The organism is Roseovarius nanhaiticus (genome assembly GCF_900156535.1).
Classification (GTDB): domain Bacteria; phylum Pseudomonadota; class Alphaproteobacteria; order Rhodobacterales; family Rhodobacteraceae; genus Roseovarius; species Roseovarius nanhaiticus.
Map to the genome: position 1 here is coordinate 15,127 of NZ_FTNV01000004.1, position 26,732 is coordinate 41,858.

The following is a 26,732-nucleotide window of genomic DNA, read 5'->3' on the forward strand; positions in this document are numbered from 1 at the left end:
GGAAAAGACCGATGACACTGAACAGACGCCTCTTTTTGGGCACCGGCGCCGCCGCTGCCGCATCCCTCACCGCGCCCGCCGTTCTGGCCCAAGGCAGCGGCAAACCCCGCGTTCTTGTCATCGGTGGCGGCGCCGGTGGGGCCACCGCGGCGCGCTATATCGCCAAGGATTCGGACGGGGCGATCGACGTCACCCTCGTCGAGCCGTCGCGCAGCTACTACACCTGCTTTTTCTCGAACCTCTATCTCGGCGGCTTCAAGGAGATGGACGATCTGGGCCATACCTACGGCACGCTCGCAGCCGCGCATGGCATCAACGTCGTCCATGACTGGGCCGTGGGTGTGGACCGCGACGCCAAGACCGTCGCCCTCGCCAGCGGCGCGTCCCTACCCTACGACAAGCTGATCCTCAGCCCCGGCATCGACTTTGTCGACGGCGCTGTCGAGGGTTGGTCGCTGGCCGCACAAAACGCCATGCCCCACGCCTACAAGGGCGGCACGCAGACCGCATTGCTCAAAGCGCAGGTTCAGGCCATGCCACAGGGGGGCACCTTCGCGATGGTCGCGCCGCCCAATCCCTACCGCTGCCCGCCCGGCCCTTACGAGCGGATCTCGATGGTTGCCCACCTGCTGAAGGAAGCCAATCCGTCGGCCAAGATCATCGTCGCGGATCCCAAGGCGCAATTCTCCAAGATGGCGCTCTTTCAGGAGGGTTGGCTCAAGCATTACCCCGGCATGATCGACTGGATCGGCGCCGATTTCGGCGGTGGCAACGTGTCGGTCGACCCCGATGCCATGACCGTCACCATCGACAGCGAGGTGGTGCAGGTGGATGCATGCAATGTCATTCCCGCGCAAAAGGCCGGCCATATCGCCGAACTGGCGGGTGTGACGGATGGCGATTGGGTGCCCGTCAACGCCGCCGATCTCAGCAGCAAGGCCGACGCGGACATACATGTTCTGGGCGACGCTGCCGATCAGGGCGATATGCCGAAGTCTGGCTTTGCCGCCAACAGCCAGGCCAAGGTCTGTGCCAATGCGGTCCGCGGCGCACTGACCGGCAGCCGCGTCTTTCCGGCCAAGTTCTCGAACACCTGCTGGTCGCTGATCGAGACCAATGACGGGGTCAAGGTGGGCGCCACCTACGAGGCAACCGACGAGAAGATCGCCAAGGTTGATGGCTTTATCTCGCAGCCGGGCGAACCTGCGGACCTGCGCAAGGCCACCTACGAGGAATCAGAGGGCTGGTATGCCGGCATCATCGCCGACATGTTCACCTGAAACAGGCGCAGGACGGCGCTGAGTACGCGCCGTTCCCCAAATGACACAGATCAAGGCGAGGCGTCGCCGCTCGTGCTGTGATGCCTCCCGACAACCAAAGGAGTTCACATGCGACACATTTTAACAGCGGGTCTGCTCGCCCTAACTGCCATTCCCGCAAGCGCGGCGGATGAGGCCGTCACATATCCGTTCAATGGCAGTTTCGACGATGCCGCCTTCGCGGTCGAGAACGCGATCATCGGACGCGGCCTTGTCATCGACTACGTCAGCCACACGGGCGAGATGCTGGCCCGCACCGCCGAAGATGTCGGCAGCGACACCGAACTCTTTACCGAGGCCGATATCTTTCTCTTCTGCTCGGCGCAGCTGTCGCGCAAGGTGATGGAAGCGGATCTCATGAACATCGCCCACTGTCCCTATGGCATCTTCGTGGCCGACCAGGGCGGCGAGGTGATGATCGGCTACCGCACCTATCCCGACGGGCCAATGCAGGAAGTGCAGGCCATGTTGGACGAGATCGTCAAGGACGCGATGAAGTAGCCGCAGGGCGACGCAAAAGCGCGCGTCTTTGCGCCAGAACAATAAACTGTCCCCCGCCAGATGCGATGCTTGGCGCTGCGGGCGGATTGTGCCCGCGTACAGCGCTAAGTACCGAAAGGGGGCCACCCGATGATAGGCGCATTGCTGGATCGCTTCGGTGACGGTGCCGTGCTGGCAATGGCCGGGGCGCTGGTGGGCTTCGTCTTTGGGATCGCGGCGCAACATTCACGGTTTTGCCTGCGCGCCGCTTCGGTCGAGGTGGCGGAGGGGCAGTTTGGTCCCCGGCTATATATCTGGTTGATCGCCTTCACTGCCGCTGTCGCCTCGGTTCAGGGGCTTATCGCGGCGGGCTGGGTGGACGTCGGCGCATCCCGGCAATTGGCAGCTGTGGGCAGTGTTTCGGGCGCCGTGATCGGAGGTCTGATGTTCGGGGCCGGGATGATCCTCGCGCGCGGCTGCGCCAGCCGCCTTCTGGTGCTTTCGGCTACGGGAAATCTGCGCGCCCTCCTGACGGGTTTGGTCCTGACGCTGGTCGCGCAGGCCGCGCTGAGCGGATTTCTGGCGCCGGCGCGCGAGGCACTTGCGAGCCTTTGGCTGATCGAGGGGGGCGCCTCCCGCGATCTGCTTGCGCGGCTGGGGATCGACGCGGGGCTTGCGGCGACATTGGCCGCGATGGCGCTTGCGCTCTCGCTCTACCTCGCGCGGCGCACTATGATCCCCATCAGCCGCGCCTTGGCAGCGGCAGCGGTCGGCCTTGCCATCGCGCTTGGCTGGGCGCTGACCTACTGGATTTCCCAAGTGTCCTTCGAGGTCATCCCGATTTCCTCCGTCACCTTCACGGGCCCGTCCACCGATACGCTCATGGGCCTCGTGGACAATACCCGATTGCCATGGAGCTTCGGCATCGGCCTTGTTCCAGGCGTCTTTGCGGGATCGGGCCTCATGGCCCTCGTGGCGCGCGAGGCCAGGATCGAGCGTTTTGGCCCTGCCACCCCCATGGAGCAGTACCTGCTCGGTGCAGTGCTGATGGGTTTCGGCAGCATGCTTGCCGGGGGCTGTGCCGTAGGTGCGGGCATGTCGGGCGGGTCAGTCTTTGCGCTGACGGCCTGGGTCGCGATTACCTGCATGTGGGTCGGCGCGATGGCGACGCACCGGCTCTTGGCCAGTGCGCGCCGCGCCGCGCCGATCACTCCGCCGGCTGGATAAGCGGCGCGCGCGACAGCGCGCGATCCGCAACCAGTGCGCCCGCCACGATCGAGGCCAGCGCGATCAGCGCCGCGACGCTCAGCATCGACACACCAGATAGGCCCGCGCCCACCGTGCACCCACCGGCCAGAACGCCGCCAAAGCCCATCAGCGCCCCGCCTGCCACATAGCGCAGCGTCTCGTGCGCATCCGTGAAGCTGGCGAAGGCAAGCTCGCCCCGGACAAGCGCCGAGAGGAACGCGCCAGCAAAGACCCCGCCCACGAGGCCCACGCCGAAGCCAGCGGGGATCGAGCTGGACGCGACCGTCCAAAAGAGTGCATCGGCCCAGGTGGAGGTAAAGGCCATGGACTCCGCCGCGATGGGATCGAATTCATCCATCAAGAGCCAGCCCGTTGCGATCCAACCGCCGACGACCGTCAGACCAATGACCGAGGCAAGCGCCACGTGCAGGGGGCGCGGCCGCAGCGCCGCAATGGCGGCGATGAGGCCAGCAACCAGCAGCGCAGCCCAAGTCAGCATGCCGCCCGGCAATTCAGCCAGCGAGGCAATACCGATATCGGTCGTGACCGAGCCGAGCGCGACGCGCACCGGCGCAAAAACGCCCTTGAGCGTCGCATGCGCCACGAGAGCAAAGACCAGCAGCACCGTCAGCGCGCGCAGATTGCCTGTCCCGCCCAGCACGGTCAGGCGGCTGACGCAGCCGCGCGTCGCGACCATGCCGATACCGAAGGCCAGACCTCCGATAATGATCGCCAAGATGGGCAGATCGCTGACCATGAGCCGATGATCCGACAGGTCGACCCAGCCGATCCAGATGGCGGCGCTGGTCGCGGCGATGGCTGTGGCCAGCGCGGCGGCCCATGTTCCAAGGGCGGGCGCGCGGTCCGGCCCGGCGACGAGGCCACGGCGCAGGCAGAAACGGCTGATTTGTGCGGCAATCCCGAAAGCGAGACCCAGCACGAGTCCGAGGATCAAGCGCGCGCCTTGCGCATCTACCGGCAGGTCATAAAGTTCGAACAGCATCAAACGGCCCCTTTTGGGAATCGTGGCAAAGAACCCGCCTTATCTCGGTCTTTGTGCCCCAAGGTCAAGGTGCGGGGCATGAGACGACGTTCCAGAGAGGCGGGGCGCCCAGGAACGATGTTCCAAACCAAAAGGGCCGCGCGAACCATCCGCGCGACCCCGTTCCGCCTGGCCGAAAATCGACCCTGATTTCAGAACCGCTCGAATTCCAGCTGCTCGAACACGCGGCCCGCATTCTTGGTCGCCAGTTCCTCGAACGTATCTAGATGCGTATAGGGCGATTGGTCCACGTAATAGGCCTCGGCCAGACCGCCGCCCTCATCCATCACCGCGCCAACCTGATCGCGCAGGTATTCAAGATAATCCTTCGTATAGCGCCGAACCTGATCCATATTCGTCGGATGGCCGTGGCCCGGGATGACGTATGTGGCCTCCAGCGGCTCGAAGGCAGTGTCCCATGTCTCGAGCCAGTCGGCGGTCATCGTGTCGGCGAATATCGGCAGCATGCGCTCGTGAAACGCCATGTCGCCCGAGATGACGAGGCTCTGCTTCGGCAGCCACAGCACGATGTCGCCGGGCGAATGGGCCGGGCCCAGATAGCGCGCCTCGATGCGGAAATCGCCCATCTCGACGACGTATTCCTCCTCGAAGGTTTCGGTTGGCACCTGCACTTCGGTACCCTCGGCGCGGTCCTTGTTGTAGCCCTGCATCGCCTTCAGGATCGCGGGCCCATGCGCCTCGACCTCGGCGGCGGCATCGACATGCGCGACGATGGGCACGCCCTGCTCTGCCCAGTAATTATTACCAAGGACGGCATGGCCCTGCCCGTTCTCGTTGAAGACCAGCTTGACCGGCTGGTCCGTCACCGCCTCGATCTCGGCGTGGAGCGCCTTGGCAAGGCCGTAGGACGCGCCGCCATTCATCACGACGACGCCGTCCCCGGTGACGATGAAGCTGAGATTGTTGTTGTGACCGGCATTCTCGTAGGTCGGCGGGGCGGTCGCGCCGATGGCGGAAAAGACGCCGGGGATCACCTCCCACGGTTTGTCATAAAGCAGCGAAGCGGGATATTTGTCCGCGATATCTTCGCTGGCGAGTACGGGCGCGGCGACCAGCGCAATACATGCGATCGAAATCAGGCTACGCATCACATACCCTCCGCAGTGAATTGGTAGTAATCGCCGGCCCGCTCGACACGGCCCAGACCGCCATCCGGCAAGTGAAAGCCCAAAAGCGCGATGTCATCCGCGACCAGCTGATCCAGAAGACGCATCCGCGTCTCGGCACCCAGATCGGGATCCTGATCGGCCCCGCTGGGCCAATCGGGGCGGGCCAGCGCGACATGGCCGTTGCTGATGGCGTCGCCTCCGACCATGACGGCATCGCCCCCATTGCGGATCTCAAAGGACATATGGCCCGGCGTATGGCCGGGCGTCGCGTGCGCCATGATTCCCGGCAGGATTTCATCCCCACCTTTGAAAAACCCGACGCGACCCTCGATCGCGGCCAGCCGCCGTGCGGCACCGACGGCAAAAGAGGCGCGCGCCTCGCCGATCGTGTCGACGGTCGCGGGGTCGGTCCAGTAATCCCACTCATCCTGCCCGATCATCATTTCGGCGTTGGCAAAGATCGGTTCGTCGAAATCATCGAGGATTCCCCACAGATGATCCGGATGCGCGTGCGTGAACACGACATGCGTGATGTCATCGGGCGTCAGGCCCTCGGCCTCGAGACTGCTCATCAGCTTGCCTGCGCTGGGCATGAAGGCGGGGCCAGAGCCCGCATCAAAGAGAACGATACGATCCTCTTGGCGCAGCAAAGTGAGGTTGCAAGGTGGCTCGAGCTGGTCGCCCGAAACGCCGTACCTGGCCAGGATAAGGTCCAGCTCATCCTCGGGCAAATCGCCAAACGCAAAATCGAACGGCAGCACGAGGTTGCCATCGCTCAGCGCCACGACCTCGCCGCTCCCCATCTGCACGGCCGTGCGCGCCAGCGCCGGTCGAGGCGCGCCGCACAGCGCCAAGCCACCGATGCCTCCCAGCCCCGCAAGGACCTGTCGTCTGTCGATCATCATGCTTAATCCTCCCATCGGAATTGCGAAAACAAATTCCATAAGATGAATATCGCATCACGCCGCGACATAAGGCAACACCCGCGATGCGGGCGCTGACGGCAAATTTCTGGATCAACGAAGTTGCGGGGACAACGCGCAATCAGACCTTGGACGGATCCCAGGCGGCCAGCACCTTGGAGTTGTCGTCACTATCATACTCATAAAGCGTCTCTTCGGTGACGCCCGGTATCGTTGCGAACTCATCGGCCAGCGCACGGGGAAACCATGTCTGTCCAATCTGGCTCGGAAAGATCTGCGCGAGGATGCTGGAGGTGCTGCGCGCGCATTGCGCTTGTGGCACGGGGCCATACGCGCGGGCCAGTTGCATCGCGCGCTCGGCCTGCTCTGCGGTCACGTCGAGGCGCTGAATGCGCACATGAAATGTCTTGCGCGCGTGGAAACGGGTGTAGACGTCTTCGACCATGGGTGTGACGCCAAAGACCACATCGTTCCGCTCGGGGATGGTTTCATGCTTGAACGACCCTGCGGGGTCCCAGATCACGCGCTGCGACCCGTTGATCATCAGCGACGTATGCGCGCCCGAACCGGTCGAGTTGTTCAGCATGGTGAAGAGTGTCAGGCGCGGGGGGCCGTCATGACGATAAGCGGCACGCGCCACAGCTTCATCAGTGGCCCAAACGCCCGGCGGCGCTGCGCATCCGGCCAAAGCAAGAACAGCGCAAAAGGCCATGATGATCGCGCGCATCGCAAAATTCCTTCCGGCCGGTCCGGGATCAGCTGTTGACCAAAGCCATGAAGAGAAGAATGCAAACGGCAACGATCGCCACGCGCGTTGACCACGTCACGAAAGCGTCGAACGTCTTTTCGTGCTCTTTGGTATCCATCTTGCCGTGCTCGTGGTTGTCAGCCATCCCAATGTCCGTCCTGTTCATGCCGAAATTTGTCGCTGGTTACTGGATTTATCGGGCCCTGTCACCCTCAAAGCGGCGGCGCGCGCGCGCCTTCAGTTCTTTTCCAGATCCGCCGCCAGGCGAAAGCCGATGCGCTCGGGCTCGGCCTGTGCGCGGGGTTTGGGCAGGGCACGCAAGATGACGCTTAGCTGGCTGACATGCTGCACCAGCTGCGTCTTGCTGCCCGCGGCGTCGCTGCCGTAAAAGGTGATCATGTCCGGATCGAAATAGCCCATTCCTTCGATTTTGAGCACACCCGCGTCGCTGCCGACAAATCCCATGGCAACCTCATGCTCGTTATCCAGCGTCTTCTCGAAATTCTTGATGTAGAGGATGATCCGCTCATACGCCCATTCCGCCGCGCTCTTTTGCTCGACCGGCTTCGACGTGATGCTGGCCGGGGCACTGGCGGCGGGGCTGGTATGACCCTCGCGCGTGTGAACCTCGCGGCACCGCGGCAGGGCATCGGCCTCCGCAAGCTCGGCGGTGGTCATGATCTCGTCTGTCACGTCGTCTCTCCCTGTCGCTGCCACAGCCAGGCGCCATCCTCTCGCCGGGTCCGCGTCACCCGGCTCAGCTTATGCAAGTGGTTGAGATGTGCAACCGCCTCGACCAGCGCCAAGCCATAGGTTCCGGCGTTGATCCGGCGCTTGAAGAGCGGGGCGAAACACTCGACCGCGCTGCGCGGCACGCTCAGATGCTGCTCAAGACGCCTAAGCGCGCCGTGGTGATTCTCGATCAGCTGGCGCATCCGTAGGGGCAGCCCCGTGAAGGGCAGCTTGTGACCGCCCAGCACCAGATGATCCGCCCGCGCATGATCGGCCAGCCGCCCGCACGCCTCCAGCCACTCGGCCACCGGGTCGGCCTCGGGTTCGGTGGGATAGACGCCCAGATTTGGGCTGATCGATGGCAGGATTTGATCCCCGGCGATGACCAGATTGCAGTCGCGGCTCCACAGCGTCAGATGTTCGGGCGCATGGCCATGCCCGATGCGCACGTCCCAGACGCGGCTGCCCGCGTGTAGCGTGTCCCCCGCTTGCAGCCGGGTGTAGCCCACCGGCAGAGATGCGCAGCTATCGGCGAAATTGAAGGGGCGCGCCGACGCCCGCTCGGCATAGATCTCGGGCGCCATTCCGGCGCTACGCCAGAAGTCCAGCGCCTGTGGCGTCGGGCGATCCTCGACATCTAGGATCAGCATTCGGGCCATCAGCCAAGCGGTGCGCGTCATGATCAGCTCGGCCTCGCAACGCTCCATCAGCCAGCCCGCCATGCCGACATGATCGGGGTGGTGATGCGTCACGATGATGCGCCGAACGGGCCTGCCCGCCAGCGGCCCAGCCAGCAACCGCTCCCATATGCGAATGCTGCGGCCCGACTTGATCCCGGTATCAACTAGGGTCCAGCCATCGCCATCGTCCAGCGCATATATATTGACGTGGTCCAGCGCCATGGGCAGCGGCAGGCGCATCCACAGAACGCCCGGCGCCACCTCGGTCGCGTCACCTTCGACGGGCGGCTCGGGCCAGGGATAGCGGATGCCGTCGCGCTCGATATCGGGTCGTGTCATCAGGGCTCCTTGGCAATCGGGTGGGCGCAGGCTAGTCAATTGCACGCTCTACCTAGCCCTTTCGCGCCAAGGATCCCAGCCGCATGCAAACACGTAACCTCATGACAGACCGTGCAGGCATCGAGGCCGCCGCCGCCCTTATCACAGACGAACAGCTGGTCGCCCTGCCCACCGAAACGGTCTACGGCCTTGCCGGCGATGCCCGCAGCGGTATTGCGGTCGCGCGCATTTTCGAGGCCAAGGGCCGGCCCAGCTTCAATCCATTGATCGTCCATGTGCCGGATACCGATGTCGCGCGGCGCTACGCTGTCTGGAGCGATGCGGCCGACCGCCTCGCCGCCGCTTTTTGGCCCGGACCGCTGACGCTGGTCCTGCCCCTGAAAGAGGAGTGTGGCCTCTCGCCCCTTGTCACGGCCGGTCAGGACAGTGTCGCGCTGCGCGTGCCAGCGCATGCGGCCGCCCAAGCCCTGCTGCGCGCCAGCGGCGCGCCCCTTGCTGCGCCCTCCGCCAATCCGTCAGGGCGCATCAGTCCGACACATGCCGATCATGTCCGCTTGGGCCTGGACGGGCGCATCGCGGCCATTCTCGACGGCGGGTCCTGCGGGGTGGGTGTCGAATCAACTATCATAGGTCTCACGGGCGCACCGACGCTGTTGCGCCCCGGCGGCCTGCCGGCCGAAATCATCGAGGCCGCGCTTGGCGGCTCGCTTGCGATCCCCGAGCCGGGCGGTGCGATCACGGCACCGGGCCAATTGTCATCGCATTATGCGCCCGCAGTTCCGGTAAGGTTGGAGGCTGAAACCATAGAGGAAGGCGAACTGCTGCTCGGGTTCGCCGGCACACCGGGTGCCGCGCTGGATCTGTCGGCCTCAGGGGATCTGGTCGAAGCAGCGGCAAACCTTTTTGCGCACCTGCATGCGCTCGACGCGCGCGGCGCCAAGGCCATCGCCGTTGCCCCGGTGCCCGACACGGGCTTGGGGCGCGCCATCAATGACCGTCTGCGCCGCGCCGCCGCACCGCGCTAATCGAGGCTGCGCGCCTCACTGATCAGCAAGATGGGAATGCCCGCGCGGATCGGAAAGGCGAGGTTGGCGCTGCGGCTGATCAGCTCGCCCGCTTCCGCGTCGTATTCCAGCCGCTGGTGTGTGTGCGGGCAGATCAACGCCTCCAACATACGCCGATCATGGGCCGGAGTTGCGGCATCGTCGCTCACTGCATTACCCCTTCGTCGTCGCCCCCGCGCATGGCAAACTCGATCAGCGTCATCAACGTCTCACGCCGAGTGCTCAGCGATGGCGCTTCCAACAGCGCCTGCTTGTCCTCCGGCTCAAATCCCAAAAGCATCGATAGCGAATTGATCAGCAATTCGTCGTCCGCTTCTTTGAGACTATCCCAGTCGGTTTGCAGGTCTTGGGCGTCAAAATACTGTGCCAGCGTTGCAAGGAAAGCCTCGCGATTGAACGCGCTGTCACTCTCCTCATCTCCCTGATCCCGCTCGAACCCGGTCCATGAGACGCGCGCGCGCCGATAGGGCGCAAAGCCCTCGACTTCTTCAAGCAGACGAAAGCGCGAAACCCCCGCCAAGGTGATCATGTAGCGACCATCCTCGGTTTCGGAGAACTGAGTGACACGTCCGGCGCAACCGATGGTCTGCAGGCCATGCCCGGCCCGGCCCGGCACCTTGTTGGGCTGGATCATCCCGATCAGACGCTCGGGCGTTTTCAGCGCGTCCTCCAGCATGGCCAGGTACCGCGGCTCGAACAGATGCAGCGGCAGCCGCGCGCGAGGAAGCAACAGCGCCCCCGGCAGCGGAAATATCGGAACGATGTCCGGAAGATCGATCTTGCGTGTCATGAGACTGCACTTAGCCCGCGCCCAAGGCCCGGCAAGCGTCGCCGGGGCGCTGCACAGGGCGCCTTACGCAAAAATCAGCGAGCTCAGTTTGCGGCGCCCGTTCAAAACAACCGGATCATTCGGCTTGAGCGCATCGAACACCGTGAAGAGCTGCGTTTTTGCCGCACCATCGTTCCAATCCGCATCACGGCGGAAAAGTTCCAGCAGATGATCGACGGCCTCTTCGCTCCGTCCCGCAGCGGCCAGCGCCAACGCCAGATCGTAGCGCGCCTGATGATTGCCCGGGTCAGCCTCGACCGCTGCTTCCAGATCGGCCACCGGGCCGGCATCCGCCGCCTGCCGGGCGAGGGCCAGCTGGGCATGCGCGGCCTCGATTTCGGGCTTGTCATGCAGATCCGCGGGCGCACCGTTGAGCACAGCCTCCGCCTGTTCCAGATCACCCGAAGCGATGTGCGCGCGCGCCATGCCGCCGAACGCGGCGGCATTGGCCGGGTCCTCGGCGGCGATGGCGGCAAAGACCTGAAGCGCACCCGCAGCGTCGCCCGCCTCCAGCATTTCATCCGCAGCAGTAATCGCCTCAGCAAGGCCGTCAGCTTCCGCGCCACCGGCCGCGCCACCCGAAGCCTCGACCACGCGGCCTATGAAGGCATCAAGCTCGGATGCCGGCACATTGCCCTGAAATCCATCGATCGGCTGCCCCTGCCAAAAGGCATAGACCGTCGGCAGAGACTGGATCTGCAACTGGCCCGCGATGGCCTGATTCTCGTCGACATTGACCTTGGCCATGCGCACAGCGCCCTTGGCCTTGTTCACTGCCGTCTCCAGTGCCGGTCCAAGCGTCTTGCACGGGCCGCACCACGGCGCCCAGAAATCAACGATCACCGGCACGGTGCGCGACATCTCGACCACCTCGGTCATGAAATCTGCCTCGGATACGTCCTTGATCAGATCTGTTGCGGGGGACTGGCCACCAAGTTCTATCATCTCGTCATGCCTCGCTCGCTGAATTGCGCGTTGCGCCATAAATGGCCCGGCATCACCGATGTTGCAAGGGCAGGCACCAAGCCCGCGCCCCGCTTTCATTGTTCTGAAAATACTCCAGGCCGCCGGGGGCGGCGCCCCCGGCGGCCCGCCAAAGCGCCTAAAGATCGAAGGTTGCGAAGACCGGCGCATGATCGCTGGGTTGCTGCCACCCCCGCGCGGCGCGCAGTACCCGGCTGGAATGCGCCGAGGCGGCTATATCACCCGTCGCCCAGACATGATCGAGCCGCCGGCCCTTGTCGGCGGCGTCCCAATCCTTGGCGCGGTAGGACCACCAGCTATAAAGCTGTCCCTCGGGAATATCGGCGCGGGTCACGTCGTGCCAATCGCCGGCCTCCATCGCATCCGACAGATGCGCCACCTCGATGGGCGTGTGGCTTACCACCTTCAACAGCTGCTTGTGGCTCCAGACATCATCCTCGCGCGGGGCGATGTTCAGATCGCCCACCAGGATCGATTTGGACAGGCCGCCATCCTTCGCCCAGTCGCGCATATCCGTCAGGTAGTCCAGCTTCTGGCCGAATTTGTCGTTCACCGCGCGATCGGCGACATCACCCCCGGCGGGCACGTAGAAATTGTGGATCGTCACGCCATTCTCCAGCCGCCCGGCGATATGGCGGGCGTGGCCCAGACCCGCGAAATCATGCGCGCCGATATCTTCAATGGGCAGTTTCGACAGGATCGCGACACCGTTATAGCCCTTTTGTCCACGGGCGATCATGTGGGTATAGCCCAGCGCGGCAAACTCTTCGGTCGGAATTTTATCGACCGGGCTCTTGCACTCTTGCAGGCACAGAACGTCCGGGCCTTCCTCGGACAAAAGCTTGCAGACCAGCGGCGCACGCAAGCGCACCGAATTGATGTTCCAGGTGGCAAGGGTGAAGGTCATCTGCGTCCGCTCCGCTCATTAAGTTGCGCGGACCCTATGCGCCGCGCCCCGCCGCGTCCAGACGCCGCCCCGGCCCGATTTTCAGGAACTGCCCGGACGGAGCGCCCGTTTGCCACTCACATTCCCAATCTTCGGAGACGAAACGATGAAACCATCAGTCCTTCCCTTCGCCGCCCTCGCCCTCACCAGTGCGCCTGCGCTGGCACAAGAGGCCAGCGGCACCATTACCGGAACGCTCGACTTGGCGGAGCGCAGCTGGAGCGTATCGGGCGCGGATGCGGCGCAGCCGAGCAGTTGGAGCGAGGCAGGCGATACGTTGAGCGTCACGATCTCCGCCACACCAAGCGCGGGCTCCACCGCCAGCGCCTCGCAGACCCTGATACTGGAATTCGATGCCGACGCCTCGGGCACCGCGCCTGCGGCGCAGGATCTGAGCGTGACCCTGAAAGAGCAGGGTGCGCCAGCCCCGCTGACAGCCGCGCCTGCCAATACCGATATCACCCTGACCGCGCTGAGCGTCGAAGGCACCGACATGGTGGTGACCGGCAGCTTCGTCGCCGTTTTGACAGACGGCAACGAGACCGAATTGGTGCCTGCGGATGCCGACGGCGCGGTCACAATGGACGGAAACTTTCAGGCGACCATTCAGCGACGGAACGGCGACGCCTCCTGACATATTTATGGCCAGCCGCCCCATTGATGCTGCGCCGCACAAAAAAAGACCCCGGCACATAGCCGGGGTCAGTCCAACAGGGAATGCATATTTCAATCACCGTATATGCGGACGGAAGCGACGCAGCCTAGGGGAGGCTGGTCCTGCCGAAACCCACCCGGCGCAAAAAGGTTCCGCATAAAAATGCACCCTCATGGCATCAGCCGATATCCACCGCTTTCCGTGACCAGAAGCCGCGCATTGGACGGATCCGGCTCGATCTTCTGGCGCAAGCGATAGATATGCGTCTCGAGCGTGTGAGTGGTCACGCCGGCGTTATATCCCCAGACCTCATGGAGCAGCACATCACGCGCCACCACACCATCGGTCGAGCGATAGAGGAATTTCAGTATATTGGTCTCTTTCTCGGTCAGGCGCACCTTGCGGCCGCCCTCGTCGATCAAAACCTTCAGCGCTGGCCGGAAGCTGTACGGCCCCAACTGGAACACCGCATCCTCAGACTGCTCATGCTGTCGCAGCTGTGCGCGGATCCGGGCCAGAAGGACGGGAAACTTGAACGGCTTGGTTACGTAATCATTTGCGCCCGCATCGAGGCCCAAGATCGTGTCGGCATCGCCGTCATGCCCGGTCAGCATGAGGATCGGGCTTTTGACACCTTGTTTGCGCATCAGGCGGCACAGCTCGCGCCCGTCGGTGTCGGGCAGGCCGACATCGAGGATGATCAGATCGTAATTTGCGTCCCGCGCATGTGTCATCGCCTCGGCGCCGGTGCCCGCCTCGAAGACGTCGAAATCCTCGGTCATGACCAGTTGCTCGCCCAGCGCCTCGCGCAGGTCCTCGTCATCGTCGACCAGCAGAATCTTCTTGAGTTGTGCCATTTCGCGGTCTCCTCACGTTTGCTTGATCTCTAGATGCGGGCCGGGCGCCGTAACGGCAAGGAATGCGACAGGCCGATCACGCCCTAGTGTAGCATAAAGGGCTTTTGTTTCATTTCTCTGTGAACGACACTGCGCGGGATCCGTTCCTAAAAGACTTTTCCCACCGATATGAGCCTGAAGCCTGACATCATCCACCTGCTGGCACGCGCACGCGCGGACCTTGCCATGGGCCTGCCCGTTGCGCTGTCCGGCGCTGAGGGTGCAGCCCTTGTCGCGGCGGCGGAAACCATCGAGGCGCCGCGCCTAGCAAGCCTGCGCGCGCTGGCGAATGAGACCGGGGGCGCCTTGTCGCTCGCCGTCACCGCGCGGCGGGCGGAGACGCTGAAGGCGCGGGCCTATGACAACGATCTTGCACGCCTCGTCCTGCCGAAGGATGCGGACCTGAAATGGATACGCGCCACCGCCAGCCCCGAGGATGATCTGGTTCAGCCGATGAAAGGCCCATTCCGCAGCCTGCGCGGCGGCGATGTGCGTCTGCACCGCCTGGCGCTGTCCCTGGTCAAGGCCGCGCGCCTTTTGCCCGCGATGCTGGTTCTGGACTGGCCGGGCGCCCCTGCCGCAGCGCGCGAGGCGGGTCTGACAATCCTGCCCGCAGAAGCCGCCGAGGCCGCAATGCGCCTTGCCAGCCCGCCCCACGGCGTCGTCAGCGCGCGTGTGCCAATTGTGGCCAGTCAAGCCGGGCGCGTGCATGTCTTTCGCCCCGAAGACGGCAGCGAAGAGCATTACGCCATAGAGATAGGCGCGCCGCCACGCGATAAACCTGTTCTCGCACGGCTGCATTCGGCCTGTTTTACCGGCGATGTTCTGGGCAGCCTGAAATGCGATTGCGGCCCGCAGCTGAATGCCGCGCTGATGCAGATGGGCGCCGCGGGTGCGGCCGTGCTTTTATACCTCAACCAGGAGGGGCGCGGCATCGGCCTTGCCAACAAGATGCGGGCCTATAGCCTTCAGGATCAGGGCTTTGACACTGTCGAGGCCAATCACCGGCTGGGCTTTGAGGATGACGAGCGCGACTTTCGCATCGGCGCCGGCATCCTGCGCAAAATGGGGTTCGGCGCGGTGCGCCTGATGACCAACAATCCCGCCAAGATCGAGATGATGCGTCGTTGCGGCGTGGAAGTGACCGAGCGCGTTCCCTTGATGGTCGGTGAGACTGCGCAGAACAGGGCCTATTTGGCCACCAAAGCGCGCAAATCGGGCCATATGCTTTAGTGGGAGGCGGCCCGCCACTGAGTATTTTTGCCAAGATGAACGAGGGGCGCGTTAACCATAACGGCGCACGAAATTCGCAATGATCCGGCGCGGGGCCGTGACGTTCGATGCGCGGCACATGGCGATCAGCGCATCCGCTTGATCGGGCGGGAAATAGCCGTGATGGCGGTAAATGCCGATGCGCTGCTCGAAGGCGGACGCGTCCGCCTCGGGGTGGAATTGCGTCGCGTAGATATTCTGCCGGTAGCGGACCATCTGATAGGGGCAATTCGGGCCCGAGACGAGATGTGCGGACCCCTTGGGAAGCGCCTCGAGCGCCTCCTTGTGGCCAACGAAAGCGTCGAAGCGGTCCGGCATGCCATCCAACAGCGGATCGGCGCGGCCTGCCTCGGTCAAGGTGCAATCGGCAGTGCCCACGGCCTCACCATAGCGCCCTTTACCCACGGGCGCGCCGAGGTGGGCGCCCAAGATGCCGATGCCGTAGCAGCAGCCGAGAAAGGGAACATCGCCCGCATCCACACGCGGTATGAGCGACAGGACCGCCGCCTCGATCCTTGCATGATCGGATGACTTTTCACCGGGCGCGTCGCTGACACACCCCGGACCGCCGCCGACGATAACACCCGCATATTCCGCCGGATCGAGCGCCTCCGGCAAAGGCTCGGCATCCAGGCGGATGCGGTGGGTGCGATCAGCCTCCAAACCGCCCGCCTGCAGAAAGGACGCGTATTCAGCGTCAGACGCGTCACGCTCGGGGCGCAGTTGCAGGATCAGGAACCGCTTCAATGCGCCTTGGCCCAGTTGGCGCCCTGCCCCGCATCCACAGTCAGCGGCACGCTGAGCTTGACCACCGGTTCCGCGGCGCTCTCCATCGCGTCGCGGGCCGCCTTGATCACGTCATCCACGGCGCCCTCATCGACCTCGAAGAGAAGCTCGTCATGCACCTGCAACAGCATCTTGCATGGCAAACCCGCGATCGCGTCCGGCATCCGGATCATCGCGCGGCGGATGACATCGGCGGCGGTGCCCTGAATGGGCGCGTTGATCGCCGCACGCTTGGCAAATCCGGCGCGCGGGCCGCTGGCGCCAATCTCGGGCGTGTGGATCTTGCGGCCAAAGAGCGTCTCGACGAAGCCATGCTTTTTCCCGAAGGCCACCGTGTCATCCATATAGGTGCGGATGCCGGGAAACCTCTCAAAATATCGGTCGATGAAGCCTTGCGCCTCGCCGCGCGGGATACGCAGATTGCGGGCCAGACCAAAGCCAGAAATCCCGTAGATCACGCCGAAATTGATCGCCTTGGCCTGGCGGCGGATCTCGGGGGTCATCTCGTCGATCGGGACGTTGAACATCTCGCTTGCGGTCATGGCGTGGATGTCCTGGCCGTCTTTGAAGGCCTGTTTCAGCGCGTTGATACCCGCCACATGCGCAAGGATGCGCAACTCGATCTGGCTGTAGTCAAGGCTGACCAGAACGCGGCCCTCGGGCGCGACAAAAGCCTCGCGGATGCGGCGGCCTTCCTCGCTGCGCACGGGAATGTTTTGCAGGTTCGGATCGGACGAGGCGAGCCGTCCGGTATTGGCGCCCGCCTGCTGGTAGGATGTGTGGACGCGGCCCGTATCCGGATCGATATGGTCCTGCAGCGCATCGGTATAGGTCGATTTCAGTTTCGAGATTTGGCGCCAGTCCAGCACGCGGGCCGGCAGCTCATACTCGGTCGCCAGATCCTCGAGCACGTCGGCGCCGGTGGCATAGGCGCCCGTCTTGCCACGCTTGCCGCCTTCGAGGCTCATCTCATCAAAGAGGATCTCACCCAGCTGCTTGGGCGAGCCGACATTGAACTTGCGGCCTGCGAGCTCGTGGATCTCCTCCTCCAGCTGCGCCATCTTCTGCGCGAAGGCGCCCGACATGCGGCTGAGCACATCGCGATCGACCTTGATCCCGTTCCGCTCCATATGCGCAAGCACGGGCACCAACGGCCGCTCCAACGTTTCATAGACGCGTGTCACCTGCGCGCGATGCAACTGCGGCTTCAGCACGGTCCAGAGGCGCAAAGTGATGTCCGCATCTTCGGCGGCGTATTTCACGGCATCGGCCACTGGCACGCGGTCAAAGGTGACGGCGGACTTGCCAGTGCCCAAGAGGGATTTGATCGGGATCGGCGTATGATTTAGATACCGCTCGCTGAGCGCATCCATGCCGTGTCCGTGCAGGCCCGCATGGAGCGCATAGGAAATCAGCATCGTGTCGTCGAAAGGCGACACCTCGATCCCGTAGCGCGCAAGGACCTTGGCGTCGTATTTCATGTTCTGGCCGATCTTGAGAATGCTCGCGTCCTCCAGCACCGGCTTGAGCGCGGCCAGCGCATCCTCCAGCGGCATCTGCCCCTCGGCCAGCGCGGCACTGCCGAAGAGATCGCCTTCCCCCTCGCCCTTGTGACCGAGCGGAATGTAGCAGGCCTGCCCCGGCTGCGTGGCCAGAGACACGCCTACCAGCTCGGCCTGCATTTCATTCAGCGATGTCGTCTCGGTATCGACGGCGACATAGCCCTGTGCGCGAATGCGCTTCAGCCAGATCTCCAGCGCATCCATGTCCTGCACATGCTCGTATGTCGACGCGTCGATCTCGGGCATTTCAGGCGCGTCCGCCTCGGGGGCGTCCTGTGGCGTGTCGTCGATCTCGGGTGGCTCGGCATCCATCGCTTCGGCAATGCGTTTGGTCAGGGTGCGGAATTCCATTTCGGCCAGAAAGCCCAGCAACACATCGGGGTCCGGATCGCGCACCTCCAGATCGTCGAGGCCGAAATCGAGCGGCGTGTCGCAATCAAGCTGCACGAGCTGGCGCGAGAGGCGGATCTGGTCGGCATGGTCGATCAAGGTCTGGCGGCGCTTGGGCTGCTTGATCTCCTCGGCGCGGGCCAGAAGCGTATCAAGATCTCCGTATTCGTTGATCAAGAGCGCCGCCGTCTTGATCCCGATCCCCGGCGCGCCCGGCACATTGTCCACCGAATCCCCGGCCAGAGCCTGCACGTCGACAACGCGGTCAGGCCCGACGCCGAACTTCTCCTCGACGCCCTCGACGTCGATCAGCCGGTTCTTCATCGCGTCCAGCATCTCGACCCCGCCGCCGACCAGCTGCATCAAATCCTTGTCGGAGGAAATGATTGTCACGCGCCCGCCCGCCTTACGGGCCTGCACCGACAGCGTGCCGATGATATCGTCGGCCTCGTACCCCTCGACCTCCTTGCAGGCGATGTTGAATGCCTCGGTTGCGCGCCGCGTCAACGGGATCTGCGGGCGCAAATCCTCGGGCATCGCTTCGCGGTTGGCCTTGTACTCGGGATACAGATCGTTGCGGAACGTATGGCTACCCTTGTCGAAGATCACGGCGACATGCGTCGGCGCATCCGATCCGTTGTTTCCCTCGACATAACGCTGCAGCATGTTGCAAAAGCCCGACACCGCCCCAATAGGAAGGCCGTCGGATTTCCGCGTCAGTGGCGGCAGCGCGTGATAGGCGCGAAAGATGAAGGCCGAGCCGTCGATCAGATGCAGATGGCACCCTTTTCCGAATGACATGGCGATGCCTCCTGCGTTACGCGCTATCAGTGTTTTTTCTTGGTCTAAATACCCAATTCCTGGTCTCTCAACCAGCGGGCGGGCAAAGGATCAGACCTTGCCCTCAAAATCGCGGTGGATCATCCGGGCGTCGCAATAGGGGCATTCGACCCAGCCACGATCCTGCGGGATCTGCAACCAGACGCGCGGATGACCAAGGCCCGGCCCGCTGCCGTCACAGGCGATGCGATATTCATCCACGATGCGCGTCTCTGGCGGTTTGGTCACCATCTGGGCGTTTCCTTTTGCCGGCACTTCCACTACGCCCCTCTATATGATGGAACGGCACGGCAGGGGCAAGGGCACCATGGCAGCGAATGCGATCGAAATCCGGAACCTCCGCAAGACTTATGGCGGCGCAAAAGGCGCTCACGAGAAGGAGGCGCTGAAGGGCATCGATCTCGATATTCCGGCCGGCTCCGTCTTTGGCCTGCTGGGCCCCAACGGGGCAGGCAAATCGACGCTGATCAACATCCTGGCTGGCCTCGTGATCAAAACGGCGGGCACCGCCAAGATCTGGGGCTTCGATCAGGACGTGAACCCGCGCCAGAGCCGCGCGGCCATCGGCGTCATGCCGCAGGAGCTGAACCTCGATCCGTTCTTCACGCCGCGCGCGGCGCTTGAGGTACAGGCCGGGCTCTATGGCGTGCCCAAATCCCAGCGCCGCAGCGACGAAATCCTGGAACTGGTCGGCCTCGAGGACAAGGCGCATGCGTATGCGCGAACGCTCTCGGGCGGGATGCGCCGCCGGCTCCTCTTGGCCAAGGCACTGGTCCATAACCCCCGTATCCTCGTGCTGGACGAGCCGACGGCAGGCGTCGATATCGAGCTGCGCCAGATGCTGTGGGAAAACGTGCGCAAGCTGAATGACGAGGGAATGACCATCATTCTCACGACGCACTATCTCGAGGAAGCCGAGGAGATGTGCGACGAGATCGCCATCATCAACCACGGCGATCTGGTGGCGCGCGACACCACATCGAACCTTCTGGCGCAGCTCGACACGCGCAGCATGGTCATCATCCCCGACGGCGAGGTCAGAACCCTCCCCGAGACGCCCGGAATCGAGGTCACGCGCCGTGATGGCGGGGCGCTCTCGTTCAGCTACAGCGCCGGGCAGGTCAGCGCCGAGGCGGTTCTGGCCGCCGTGCGGGATGCGGGCATCCGCATCCGCGACGTGCGCACTGAGCAGGCCGACCTTCAGGACGTTTTCCTGGAACTGACACGCAGTCGTTAGGGTTCTGGCGGCAGTATCCCATCGCCCGCCAGGAGGACCGCCGCCATGCCCAGATCCGCGCAGAAAATGACCGCCGCCGAGTGGGGAGACGCCTCGCATCTCTGGAAGGGCCGCTTCGAGGGCCGCGATCTGAATACCGGGGTGACGGTCCTCTTCTTCTCGACCGAGGATGTCGGCGCCGGCCCATCGTGGCACGTCCATCCCTATGACGAGGTCTTCATCGTGCGAAAGGGCCGCGCCCGCTTTACCATCGGAGACGAAAAAATCGACGCCGAGGCGGGCGATATCCTGATGGGCCCCGCCAAGGTGCCGCACAAGTATGAGAACCTTGGCCCCGGCCCGCTTGAGACCACCGACATTCATCTTAGCGAGCGATGGATCCAGACGGATCTGGACGATCCGGAGCTAGCCTAAATCGCGCCCCTCGGGGCCGGAATAGGCCCGCTCGACACGGGCAACGCGCAGCTCGTAATGGTCATACCACCGGGCGATCCCGTGCTTTTGCGCCGCCACATGCTGCGCCTCGGCCTTCCAGGCCAGGATGCTCGCCTCGTCTGCCCAATAAGATACGGTGATGCCCAGCCGGTCATCGCCCCGCGCGGTTTCGGCGCCAAGGCAGCAGGGCTGCGCCAGTGCCAGTGCGAACATCGTCTCGCCCATCGCGGCGTATCCGGCGTCGGCTTCGCTCAGATGGCTGGTAAAGATCACCGCGTAATAGGGTGGCTTCGGGGTGCGGGCAAAGCCGCCCGCGCCGCTCATCCCTTGGCCAAAAGCCCGCCCAGCGGACGGCCGCCCAGAACATGCATATGCAGATGCGGCACCTCCTGCGCGCCATGCGGCCCGGCATTCGAGATGACGCGAAAGCCGCCCTCGCCGCCCGCACCGTTCAGCCCGCAGATGCGGCACACCTCACCGATGGCGCGGCTGAAATCCGCGATCTCGGCATCGCTCGCCTCGGCGGCGAAATGGTCATAGCTGACGTAAGCGCCCTTGGGGATCACCAGCACATGCACCGGCGCCTGCGGCGAGATGTCCTTGAACGCAAGGCAATGCGCGCTCTCGTAGACCGTGTCATTGGGGATCTCGCCCCGCAGGATCTTGGCAAAAATGTTCTGGTCGTCATAGGCGTAGGCCATAGGGATGTCCTCAGTCAGCGAAAAGATGGTCGGTGCGCGCGATGCTCAGCGCCTGCTCATGCCCGATGCTCAGGAATTTCGAGATCGGCACGGCGTTCTCTTCGTCGCTGTCGGTCTCGCGCATGATATAGTGGTGTTCAAACTCGGCATCGCGGATCTTGTCGCTCTCGAAGGTCGTCTCCCCCCGGATCGTGGGCAAGAGCCGCTCGAGCGTCTCGTTCGATGTCTGCTCGCCCGCCAGCCCGACGCGCATTGCGTGGCCGATGAGATATTCGTCGGTGAAAACGCACTGGATTTCCAGAAGTCGCGTGGTCGAGCGATCGCCGCAGAAATCCTCGAGCAGGTCCAGATTGCCAGGGTCCATGCAGACGATCATCCGGTCGGTATCGTGGTAGTCGAACAGCATGCGCATCAATGCCCGGCGGTGGCGCGTCCGCTTGCCCAAAGTCGCCTGAATGCCGCCCAGATCAGGCAGATCCGTACCTTCCTCGTTGAAAAGATACTCGGTCGCCGGCACGTTGGTAACTTGACGAACGCGCTGCAGCAGGCGTTTGGCGACATGCCACTTCTTGCAGACCACGATCATCAATTCGCGATGCCGGCCCAGCGTGCTCTCTGCCTCCCAGAACCGGCTGGCGAAACGCCGCCCGATCCGGCCGCGGCCGGTGAGGAACTTGAAGAGGCTGCGCCCCTCGTTCGAGATCTTGAATTCGGCGCTATCATCCGCATAAAGCGCGGCGAGGCGCGCCTTCAGCTCGGTCGCCTCGGGGCTGATCTTGCGCGCGAAAAGAAAATCCTGCCCCAAAAGCAGATCGTAATGATCGTTATAGAACGTCTGAGGCATCCCGTAATCGGTGAACATCAGAAAGGTCAGCGTGCGGGCGCGGATCTCGGAGGCGGGCACGATATGGCGCACCAGCGTCTGAAAAAACGTCTCATCCGGGATCCATGTGGTCCTAAAAAACCGCATGACATCGCGCCGCTGGCGGGTAAAGTCGAGGATCCACTCGATCGTGCGCCGCCTCAGGCACCACCATTGGCTACCGATCTGAATCTGAATATCGCGTGGAATCTGCCGTTTCAGGCCAAGCCGCCGCTGTAGGTGAAAGGACGTCTCGAACAGCCACTTGTGTTTGCGCTCGTTAAAGAAGTGGCGATAGATCAGCCGCTCTTCCTTCATGCCGGTCTTGATCCAGTCGCTCTCGAAATAATCGAAGCTCTCGATGTAATCTACGTCCTCGGCATCAAGAAACTCATGCGCGTAACGCGCCGATTTGATCGCGGCGCAATCACCCGACAGCATGTAGAAATGCGTGGCCCGCGGAAAGGCGCGCACCGCTGCCTCGACCGCAAGCAGCGTCGCCTCGACAAGGCTCCACTCGCCCCACCCGCATTTGATGCGCTTCTTTGCAAAGCAGACGTTGGGATTGGCGCGCAGGGCCTCTTTGATCTGGCGAAAATGCGCCGGATTGGCGCGCCCGTCGAAATGGATCGAAATGCAATCACCCGCCGCCGTCAGCATCTCGGCCTGCGCGATAACGGCCGCCGGATCCTTGTGGCACAAAAGTATGTAGGCAATTTTCGCCATTTGGGAAACAGACTACCCCTTGTTCCGCCGATTGTTTACAGTGATAATCTTGATCGCGCGTTGATGAAACAGCAATAATTCTGTTTTATCACCCGAAAGAACAATAAGTCCTGAACGGGACACCAGAGGTTTGGCAAAGGGCGGCGATCATGGGGTTTCCCGGCACATGGATGACGACCAGCGAAAGCGTGGTCTATCGCGTGGTTCCCAAATGCGCCTGTTCGACCATCGGCCAGATCATGTATTACTCCGATCATGGCGAATTCTTCGACGGCGATATCCATGATGCCAAGGGCGGCATGCACAAATGGGCGCTCGACGAAAGCCAGGCGCGCATCGCGGCCAACGTGAAATCGCACCAGTCCTATGCCTTTACCTGCGTGCGCAACCCATACACCCGGATCCTCTCCAGCTTCTTCGACAAGATCTGCGGCATTCAGCGCAACGGCAAGCGGTATCGCGGCAAGCTGGTCCCGCTCTTGGTGCAGAAATACGGAATCGAAGTGGGCGGGGACGACGGCAAACAGGAGTTCGATCAGATCGCCAGCTTCCGGCGCTTCCTCCTTTTCGCGCGCGACACCATCCGCTGGCGCCGCCCGATGGAGCCTGACATCCACTGGTCCGCCATGTCGGGCCATGTCAGCACCTTCATCGTAAACGGCGGCACTTACGATCGCATCTTCTGGACCGAGAAGTTCAACGACGGCATGCAGGATGTACTCAGCGCGATCGAGACACCGCACGAAGTCGATCTGAAGGCCATCCCCCGCTTCAACGAGAGCGAGGGCCATGGCCCCAAACGCGCCCACCCGGTCGAGGACTATTTCGACGATCTGTCGATGCATCTGGTCTTTGAGATCTACAAACAGGATTTCGAGCTGTTCAAATACGATTTCGCCAATCCAGCGAGCAAGATGCCGACCGGCGAGATCGATCTGGAAGAGGTCCACGCCAAGCTGGGCGAGTAGCGCGAACCGGCCCGCTTTGGGCAAAGGACGTATTGGGTATTTTCACCAAGAAAAGCCGCTAAGCGTTTCTTAACCATCCTTTGCGAGATTGACAGATGCGGTACAGGCTGGGGAGCCGATGACCGCCCAAGGAAAAGCCGCGCCCCGCTTTGGTTTGCACCCGCGACAGTCGGGCCGACGCCAGATCGGGTCGCGCACTTCCAACTTCATCTTGGCAAAAATACTCAAATTCCGGCGCAGCCAGAGGCGCGCCGGATCATACCAGCCCCTCGGCAGCAAAGAGCGCCTTCACATCGGTTTCGGGCCGGGCGCCGTAATGGCCGATCACCTCGCCTGCCGCGATGCAGCCCATGCGCCCTGCCACATCCAGCGGCGCGCCCGTCGCAAGGCCGTAGAGAAAGCCGGCGGCGAATTGATCCCCGGCGCCGGTCGTATCGACGGGATCGGCGCGCGTCACATCGACATCTATGCGCTTGCCCTTCTCGATGATGATGACCCCGGCACCCGAGCGGGTGCAAATGACGAGATCGCAATCCTCGCAGGCCCGGGCCAGCGCATCCTCAAGCTGGCGCTCCTCGTAGAGCGAAGCCCATTCGTGTTCGTTGCCGATCACGTAATCGAGACCGCCGATCAGCGCACGGAAATCCGCACGGTGCCGGTCGACACAGAACGGGTCGCTGAGCGAAATGCCTGCCTTGCCCCCCGCCTTGCGACAGGCGGCGGCGGCGTCCGCAAGGGCTGTCTTTGCGTCGGGCTTGTCAAAGAGGTAGCCTTCAAGCAGCAAGAGACCCGCCGCTTCGGCCACGCCCGCCGGCACGTCATCGGGGCCAAGCTCGGTTGAGATGCCCAGATACGTGTTCATCGAGCGCTCGCCATCGGGCGACACGAAAATCATGCAGCGCGAGGTGGGTAAGGCGCCATTCGGTGCCGGCGGATTTACGAATTCGGCACCGAGCCGCGTTAGGTCATGTGCGTAGCTGCGCCCCAGCTCGTCGTCTCGGACGCGCCCGACAAAACCGGTCTCAAGGCCCAGCGCGGCAAGGCCCGCTATGGTATTGGCCACCGAGCCGCCCGCGCTTTGCGCACGGTTCGCCATTGCGGTCAGCAGCTCTTCGGCGCGGGCGGCGTCGATCAACTGCATGACGCCTTTCTCTATGTCCATGCGGTCCAAAAAGGCATCGTCGCTGCGGCAAATCACGTCGACAACGGCGTTTCCGATACCGACGGCTTGGTACTTGGTCATTGGGTCTTGTCCTCGTAGGGGCAGAGATCGCGGATCAGGCAGGTCGGGCACATGGGCTTGCGCGCCTTGCAATGGTAGCGCCCGTGCAGGATCAGCCAGTGATGCGCGTGGTTCTGGAAATCGGCGGGCACATGATCCTCGAGCGCGCGCTCGACCGCGACCACGTCCTTGCCGGGGCAGATGCCGGTACGGTTGCCGACGCGAAAGATATGCGTGTCGACCGCCTGCGCGGGCATGCCCCACCACATGTTCAGCACGACATTCGCCGTCTTGCGCCCCACCCCCGGCAATGATTGAAGCGCGGCGCGGCTATTGGGCACCTCGCCGCCGTATTCATCGACCAGTATCTGGCTCAGCTTCATCACATTCTTGGCCTTCTGGCGGTAGAGGCCGATGGTCTTGATATGCTCGGTCACGCCTTCGAGGCCCAGATCCAGCATCTTCTGCGGCGTATCGGCCACGGCAAACAGACCGCGCGTCGCGCGGTTGACGCCCGCGTCGGTCGCCTGTGCGCTCAGCGCGACGGCCACGACCAGCGTATAGGCGTTCACATGCTCCAGCTCGCCCTCGGGCTCGGGCTGGGCCTCCTGGAACCGCTCGAAGATCTCGCGGATCGTGTGGTAGTCAAGTTGCTTGCTCATCGCGGCAGGGTATGGCGGGATTTCGGGCTTTGCGCAACATTCGGGTCGCGGGGGCGCAGCGCGGAGCATAGGATCATCTGCAACGAAAGGATGGCCGCGATGAACATGCATACCGAACAGAGCTATCATTTCAACGTCATGCGCCGCGCGATCGAGGTGATCGACGCGGGCGGGCCGGGCATGACGCTGGATGTGCTGGCGGCCGAAATGGGCATGAGCGCCGCGCATTTCCAGCGCCTTTTTTCGGCCTGGGCGGGCGTGTCGCCCAAGCGCTATCAGCAGTATCTCACGCTGAACCATGCCAAGGCGCTTCTGGCCGCGCGGCACACCACGCTCGCGGCGGCGGATGAGGCGGGCCTGTCGGGCACCGGGCGGCTGCATGACCTCTTCGTCCGGTGGGAGGCGATGAGCCCCGGCGATTTCGCGCGCAAGGGCGAAGGCCTCACCATCCATTGGGGCTGGTTCGACAGTCCCTTCGGCCCTGCGCTGGTCATGGGCACCGATAAGGGCATCTGCGGCATCGGCTTTGCCGCCGAGGCGGGGACCGAGGCCACGATGGAGGATCTGACCGGACGCTGGCCCGGCGCCACCTTTGTCGAGGATCAGGTGCGGCTGCGGCCTTGGGCGCTCGCGGCTTTCGGCGCCGAGCGGAACGAGGCTGCGCCACTCTACCTCATAGGGGCGCCCTTTCAGATCAAGGTCTGGGAAGCGTTGCTCGCCATCCCCTCGGGGCATGTCACCACCTATTCCGACATTGCCGAGGCCATCGGCCATCCACGCGCCGTGCGCGCCGTCGGCACCGCCGTGGGGCGCAACCCGATCAGCCTGCTGATTCCGTGCCACCGCGCCCTGCGCAAATCGGGGGGCCTTGGCGGCTATCACTGGGGCCTGCCGGTCAAGCGCGGCATCCTCGCCTGGGAGGCGGCGCGCGCCGAGGCGTGATGCGGCGTTTTGCGCGGATTACTGCCGATTCTCACGGAAAACTGTATTGGGCATCGCGGCGCGCCTGCCTATAGTCGCGCCCAAGTCCCGTTTCATCGGGCATCAACCAAGA

Annotated in this window: 30 protein-coding genes; 10 read left to right on the forward strand and 20 right to left on the reverse strand. The window is 63.4% G+C overall.

Going from position 1 to position 26,732, the window contains the following annotated elements; all coding sequences use genetic code 11:
- Nucleotides 1-11: 11 nt before the first annotated feature.
- The 3 genes from BW975_RS15770 to BW975_RS15780 all read left to right on the forward strand — a co-directional run bounded on the left by BW975_RS15770 (nucleotide 12) and on the right by BW975_RS15780 (nucleotide 3,026).
- Nucleotides 12-1,280, forward strand: a complete 1,269-nt coding sequence (locus tag BW975_RS15770) for an NAD(P)/FAD-dependent oxidoreductase (protein ID WP_076535315.1) — start codon at nucleotides 12-14, stop codon at nucleotides 1,278-1,280.
- Nucleotides 1,281-1,388: 108 nt separating this feature from the next.
- Nucleotides 1,389-1,820, forward strand: coding sequence for a DUF302 domain-containing protein (locus BW975_RS15775; protein ID WP_076535316.1), 432 nt, complete (start codon nucleotides 1,389-1,391; stop codon nucleotides 1,818-1,820).
- A 129-nt stretch (nucleotides 1,821-1,949) separates the two neighbouring features.
- A complete protein-coding gene (locus tag BW975_RS15780; RefSeq protein WP_076535317.1) occupies nucleotides 1,950-3,026 on the forward strand; it encodes a YeeE/YedE family protein in 1,077 nt (358 codons plus the stop codon).
- Here BW975_RS15780 and BW975_RS15785 read toward each other — a convergent pair.
- The 7 genes from BW975_RS15785 to BW975_RS15815 form a co-directional block, all read right to left on the reverse strand.
- The gene (locus tag BW975_RS15785; protein WP_076535318.1) at nucleotides 3,007-4,050 is read right to left on the reverse strand and encodes a YeeE/YedE family protein; all 1,044 of its coding nucleotides are present in this window, start codon (nucleotides 4,048-4,050) and stop codon (nucleotides 3,007-3,009) included. The two genes, BW975_RS15780 and BW975_RS15785, sit on opposite strands and share 20 nt — an antisense overlap.
- 191 nt (nucleotides 4,051-4,241) lie before the next feature.
- Nucleotides 4,242-5,198 (reverse strand): MBL fold metallo-hydrolase, encoded by a 957-nt coding sequence (locus tag BW975_RS15790; RefSeq protein WP_076535319.1) that lies wholly within the window; start codon nucleotides 5,196-5,198, stop codon nucleotides 4,242-4,244.
- A complete protein-coding gene (locus tag BW975_RS15795) occupies nucleotides 5,198-6,124 on the reverse strand; it encodes an MBL fold metallo-hydrolase (protein ID WP_076535320.1) in 927 nt (308 codons plus the stop codon). Before BW975_RS15795 ends, BW975_RS15790 begins: the two co-directional genes overlap by 1 nt.
- Nucleotides 6,125-6,263: 139 nt before the next feature.
- Nucleotides 6,264-6,869, reverse strand: a complete 606-nt coding sequence (locus BW975_RS15800; RefSeq protein WP_076535321.1) for a hypothetical protein — start codon at nucleotides 6,867-6,869, stop codon at nucleotides 6,264-6,266.
- Nucleotides 6,870-6,897: 28 nt separating this feature from the next.
- Nucleotides 6,898-7,035 (reverse strand): aa3-type cytochrome c oxidase subunit IV, encoded by a 138-nt coding sequence (locus BW975_RS15805; RefSeq protein ID WP_076535322.1) that lies wholly within the window; start codon nucleotides 7,033-7,035, stop codon nucleotides 6,898-6,900.
- A gap of 92 nt (nucleotides 7,036-7,127) precedes the next feature.
- Nucleotides 7,128-7,583 (reverse strand): DUF6173 family protein, encoded by a 456-nt coding sequence (locus BW975_RS15810; protein ID WP_083687155.1) that lies wholly within the window; start codon nucleotides 7,581-7,583, stop codon nucleotides 7,128-7,130.
- Entirely contained in the window at nucleotides 7,580-8,641 is a 1,062-nt protein-coding gene (locus BW975_RS15815) for an MBL fold metallo-hydrolase (protein ID WP_076535323.1), read from the reverse strand. The genes BW975_RS15810 and BW975_RS15815 overlap by 4 nt, the downstream gene beginning before the upstream one ends.
- Before the next feature lie 83 nt (nucleotides 8,642-8,724).
- Here BW975_RS15815 and BW975_RS15820 point away from each other — a divergent pair, with 83 nt between their 5' ends.
- On the forward strand, nucleotides 8,725-9,666 hold the full coding sequence (locus tag BW975_RS15820) for an L-threonylcarbamoyladenylate synthase (RefSeq protein ID WP_076535324.1): 942 nt from the start codon (nucleotides 8,725-8,727) through the stop codon (nucleotides 9,664-9,666).
- Here the strand turns inward: BW975_RS15820 and BW975_RS15825 are convergent.
- From BW975_RS15825 to BW975_RS15840, 4 genes are all read right to left on the reverse strand, one after another.
- Complete coding sequence (locus BW975_RS15825; protein ID WP_076535325.1) at nucleotides 9,663-9,815, reverse strand: Trm112 family protein; 153 nt, start codon at nucleotides 9,813-9,815, stop codon at nucleotides 9,663-9,665. The two genes, BW975_RS15820 and BW975_RS15825, sit on opposite strands and share 4 nt — an antisense overlap.
- A gap of 35 nt (nucleotides 9,816-9,850) precedes the next feature.
- The gene (locus BW975_RS15830) at nucleotides 9,851-10,495 is read right to left on the reverse strand and encodes an LON peptidase substrate-binding domain-containing protein (RefSeq protein ID WP_076535326.1); all 645 of its coding nucleotides are present in this window, start codon (nucleotides 10,493-10,495) and stop codon (nucleotides 9,851-9,853) included.
- A 63-nt stretch (nucleotides 10,496-10,558) separates the two neighbouring features.
- Entirely contained in the window at nucleotides 10,559-11,479 is a 921-nt protein-coding gene (locus BW975_RS15835; protein WP_076535327.1) for a thioredoxin family protein, read from the reverse strand.
- 157 nt (nucleotides 11,480-11,636) lie between these two features.
- The gene (locus BW975_RS15840; RefSeq protein ID WP_076535328.1) at nucleotides 11,637-12,425 is read right to left on the reverse strand and encodes an exodeoxyribonuclease III; all 789 of its coding nucleotides are present in this window, start codon (nucleotides 12,423-12,425) and stop codon (nucleotides 11,637-11,639) included.
- A 145-nt stretch (nucleotides 12,426-12,570) separates the two neighbouring features.
- Here BW975_RS15840 and BW975_RS15845 point away from each other — a divergent pair, with 145 nt between their 5' ends.
- Nucleotides 12,571-13,098, forward strand: coding sequence for a hypothetical protein (locus BW975_RS15845; RefSeq protein ID WP_076535329.1), 528 nt, complete (start codon nucleotides 12,571-12,573; stop codon nucleotides 13,096-13,098).
- A gap of 191 nt (nucleotides 13,099-13,289) precedes the next feature.
- Here BW975_RS15845 and BW975_RS15850 read toward each other — a convergent pair whose 3' ends face one another.
- Nucleotides 13,290-13,976, reverse strand: a complete 687-nt coding sequence (locus BW975_RS15850) for a response regulator transcription factor (RefSeq protein ID WP_076535330.1) — start codon at nucleotides 13,974-13,976, stop codon at nucleotides 13,290-13,292.
- A 168-nt stretch (nucleotides 13,977-14,144) separates the two neighbouring features.
- Here BW975_RS15850 and ribA point away from each other — a divergent pair, with 168 nt between their 5' ends.
- Nucleotides 14,145-15,248: a GTP cyclohydrolase II gene (ribA, locus tag BW975_RS15855; RefSeq protein ID WP_076535331.1), complete on the forward strand. Its 1,104-nt coding sequence runs from the start codon at nucleotides 14,145-14,147 to the stop codon at nucleotides 15,246-15,248.
- A gap of 51 nt (nucleotides 15,249-15,299) precedes the next feature.
- On the opposite strand, the gene BW975_RS15860 is transcribed toward ribA, so the two are convergent.
- The 3 genes from BW975_RS15860 to BW975_RS15870 all read right to left on the reverse strand — a co-directional run bounded on the left by BW975_RS15860 (nucleotide 15,300) and on the right by BW975_RS15870 (nucleotide 19,096).
- Nucleotides 15,300-16,034 (reverse strand): glutamine amidotransferase, encoded by a 735-nt coding sequence (locus tag BW975_RS15860; protein WP_076535332.1) that lies wholly within the window; start codon nucleotides 16,032-16,034, stop codon nucleotides 15,300-15,302.
- Nucleotides 16,031-18,826 carry a DNA polymerase I gene (gene polA, locus BW975_RS15865; RefSeq protein WP_076535333.1) on the reverse strand — a complete coding sequence of 932 codons (2,796 nt, stop codon included), beginning with the start codon at nucleotides 18,824-18,826 and terminating at the stop codon, nucleotides 16,031-16,033. The genes BW975_RS15860 and polA overlap by 4 nt, the downstream gene beginning before the upstream one ends.
- Nucleotides 18,827-18,916: 90 nt before the next feature.
- Nucleotides 18,917-19,096, reverse strand: coding sequence for a zinc-finger domain-containing protein (locus tag BW975_RS15870; protein WP_076535334.1), 180 nt, complete (start codon nucleotides 19,094-19,096; stop codon nucleotides 18,917-18,919).
- A 76-nt stretch (nucleotides 19,097-19,172) separates the two neighbouring features.
- On the opposite strand from BW975_RS15870, the gene BW975_RS15875 reads away from it, so the two are divergent.
- Together BW975_RS15875 and BW975_RS15880 are read left to right on the forward strand one after the other, a co-directional pair.
- Nucleotides 19,173-20,102 carry an ABC transporter ATP-binding protein gene (locus BW975_RS15875; RefSeq protein ID WP_076535335.1) on the forward strand — a complete coding sequence of 310 codons (930 nt, stop codon included), beginning with the start codon at nucleotides 19,173-19,175 and terminating at the stop codon, nucleotides 20,100-20,102.
- Nucleotides 20,103-20,147: 45 nt separating this feature from the next.
- On the forward strand, nucleotides 20,148-20,516 hold the full coding sequence (locus BW975_RS15880; RefSeq protein ID WP_076535336.1) for a cupin domain-containing protein: 369 nt from the start codon (nucleotides 20,148-20,150) through the stop codon (nucleotides 20,514-20,516).
- Here BW975_RS15880 and BW975_RS15885 read toward each other — a convergent pair.
- From BW975_RS15885 to BW975_RS15895, 3 genes are read right to left on the reverse strand one after another with little or no spacing between them, the layout of a single operon-like run.
- Nucleotides 20,508-20,861, reverse strand: a complete 354-nt coding sequence (locus tag BW975_RS15885) for an antibiotic biosynthesis monooxygenase family protein (RefSeq protein WP_076535337.1) — start codon at nucleotides 20,859-20,861, stop codon at nucleotides 20,508-20,510. The two genes, BW975_RS15880 and BW975_RS15885, sit on opposite strands and share 9 nt — an antisense overlap.
- A complete protein-coding gene (locus BW975_RS15890; RefSeq protein WP_076535338.1) occupies nucleotides 20,858-21,238 on the reverse strand; it encodes an HIT domain-containing protein in 381 nt (126 codons plus the stop codon). The genes BW975_RS15885 and BW975_RS15890 overlap by 4 nt, the downstream gene beginning before the upstream one ends.
- 10 nt (nucleotides 21,239-21,248) lie before the next feature.
- The gene (locus tag BW975_RS15895; RefSeq protein WP_076535339.1) at nucleotides 21,249-22,826 is read right to left on the reverse strand and encodes a DUF5928 domain-containing protein; all 1,578 of its coding nucleotides are present in this window, start codon (nucleotides 22,824-22,826) and stop codon (nucleotides 21,249-21,251) included.
- Between the two features lie 149 nt (nucleotides 22,827-22,975).
- Here BW975_RS15895 and BW975_RS15900 point away from each other — a divergent pair, with 149 nt between their 5' ends.
- On the forward strand, nucleotides 22,976-23,794 hold the full coding sequence (locus tag BW975_RS15900) for a sulfotransferase family protein (RefSeq protein ID WP_076535340.1): 819 nt from the start codon (nucleotides 22,976-22,978) through the stop codon (nucleotides 23,792-23,794).
- A 256-nt stretch (nucleotides 23,795-24,050) separates the two neighbouring features.
- Here the strand turns inward: BW975_RS15900 and BW975_RS15905 are convergent, their stop codons facing one another.
- Both BW975_RS15905 and nth read right to left on the reverse strand, forming a co-directional pair.
- Nucleotides 24,051-25,037 (reverse strand): adenosine kinase, encoded by a 987-nt coding sequence (locus BW975_RS15905; RefSeq protein WP_076535341.1) that lies wholly within the window; start codon nucleotides 25,035-25,037, stop codon nucleotides 24,051-24,053.
- Nucleotides 25,034-25,678, reverse strand: a complete 645-nt coding sequence (gene nth, locus BW975_RS15910) for an endonuclease III (RefSeq protein WP_076535342.1) — start codon at nucleotides 25,676-25,678, stop codon at nucleotides 25,034-25,036. The genes BW975_RS15905 and nth overlap by 4 nt, the downstream gene beginning before the upstream one ends.
- A gap of 99 nt (nucleotides 25,679-25,777) precedes the next feature.
- On the opposite strand from nth, the gene BW975_RS15915 reads away from it, so the two are divergent.
- The gene (locus BW975_RS15915; protein ID WP_076535343.1) at nucleotides 25,778-26,620 is read left to right on the forward strand and encodes a methylated-DNA--[protein]-cysteine S-methyltransferase; all 843 of its coding nucleotides are present in this window, start codon (nucleotides 25,778-25,780) and stop codon (nucleotides 26,618-26,620) included.
- Nucleotides 26,621-26,732: the final 112 nt, after the last annotated feature.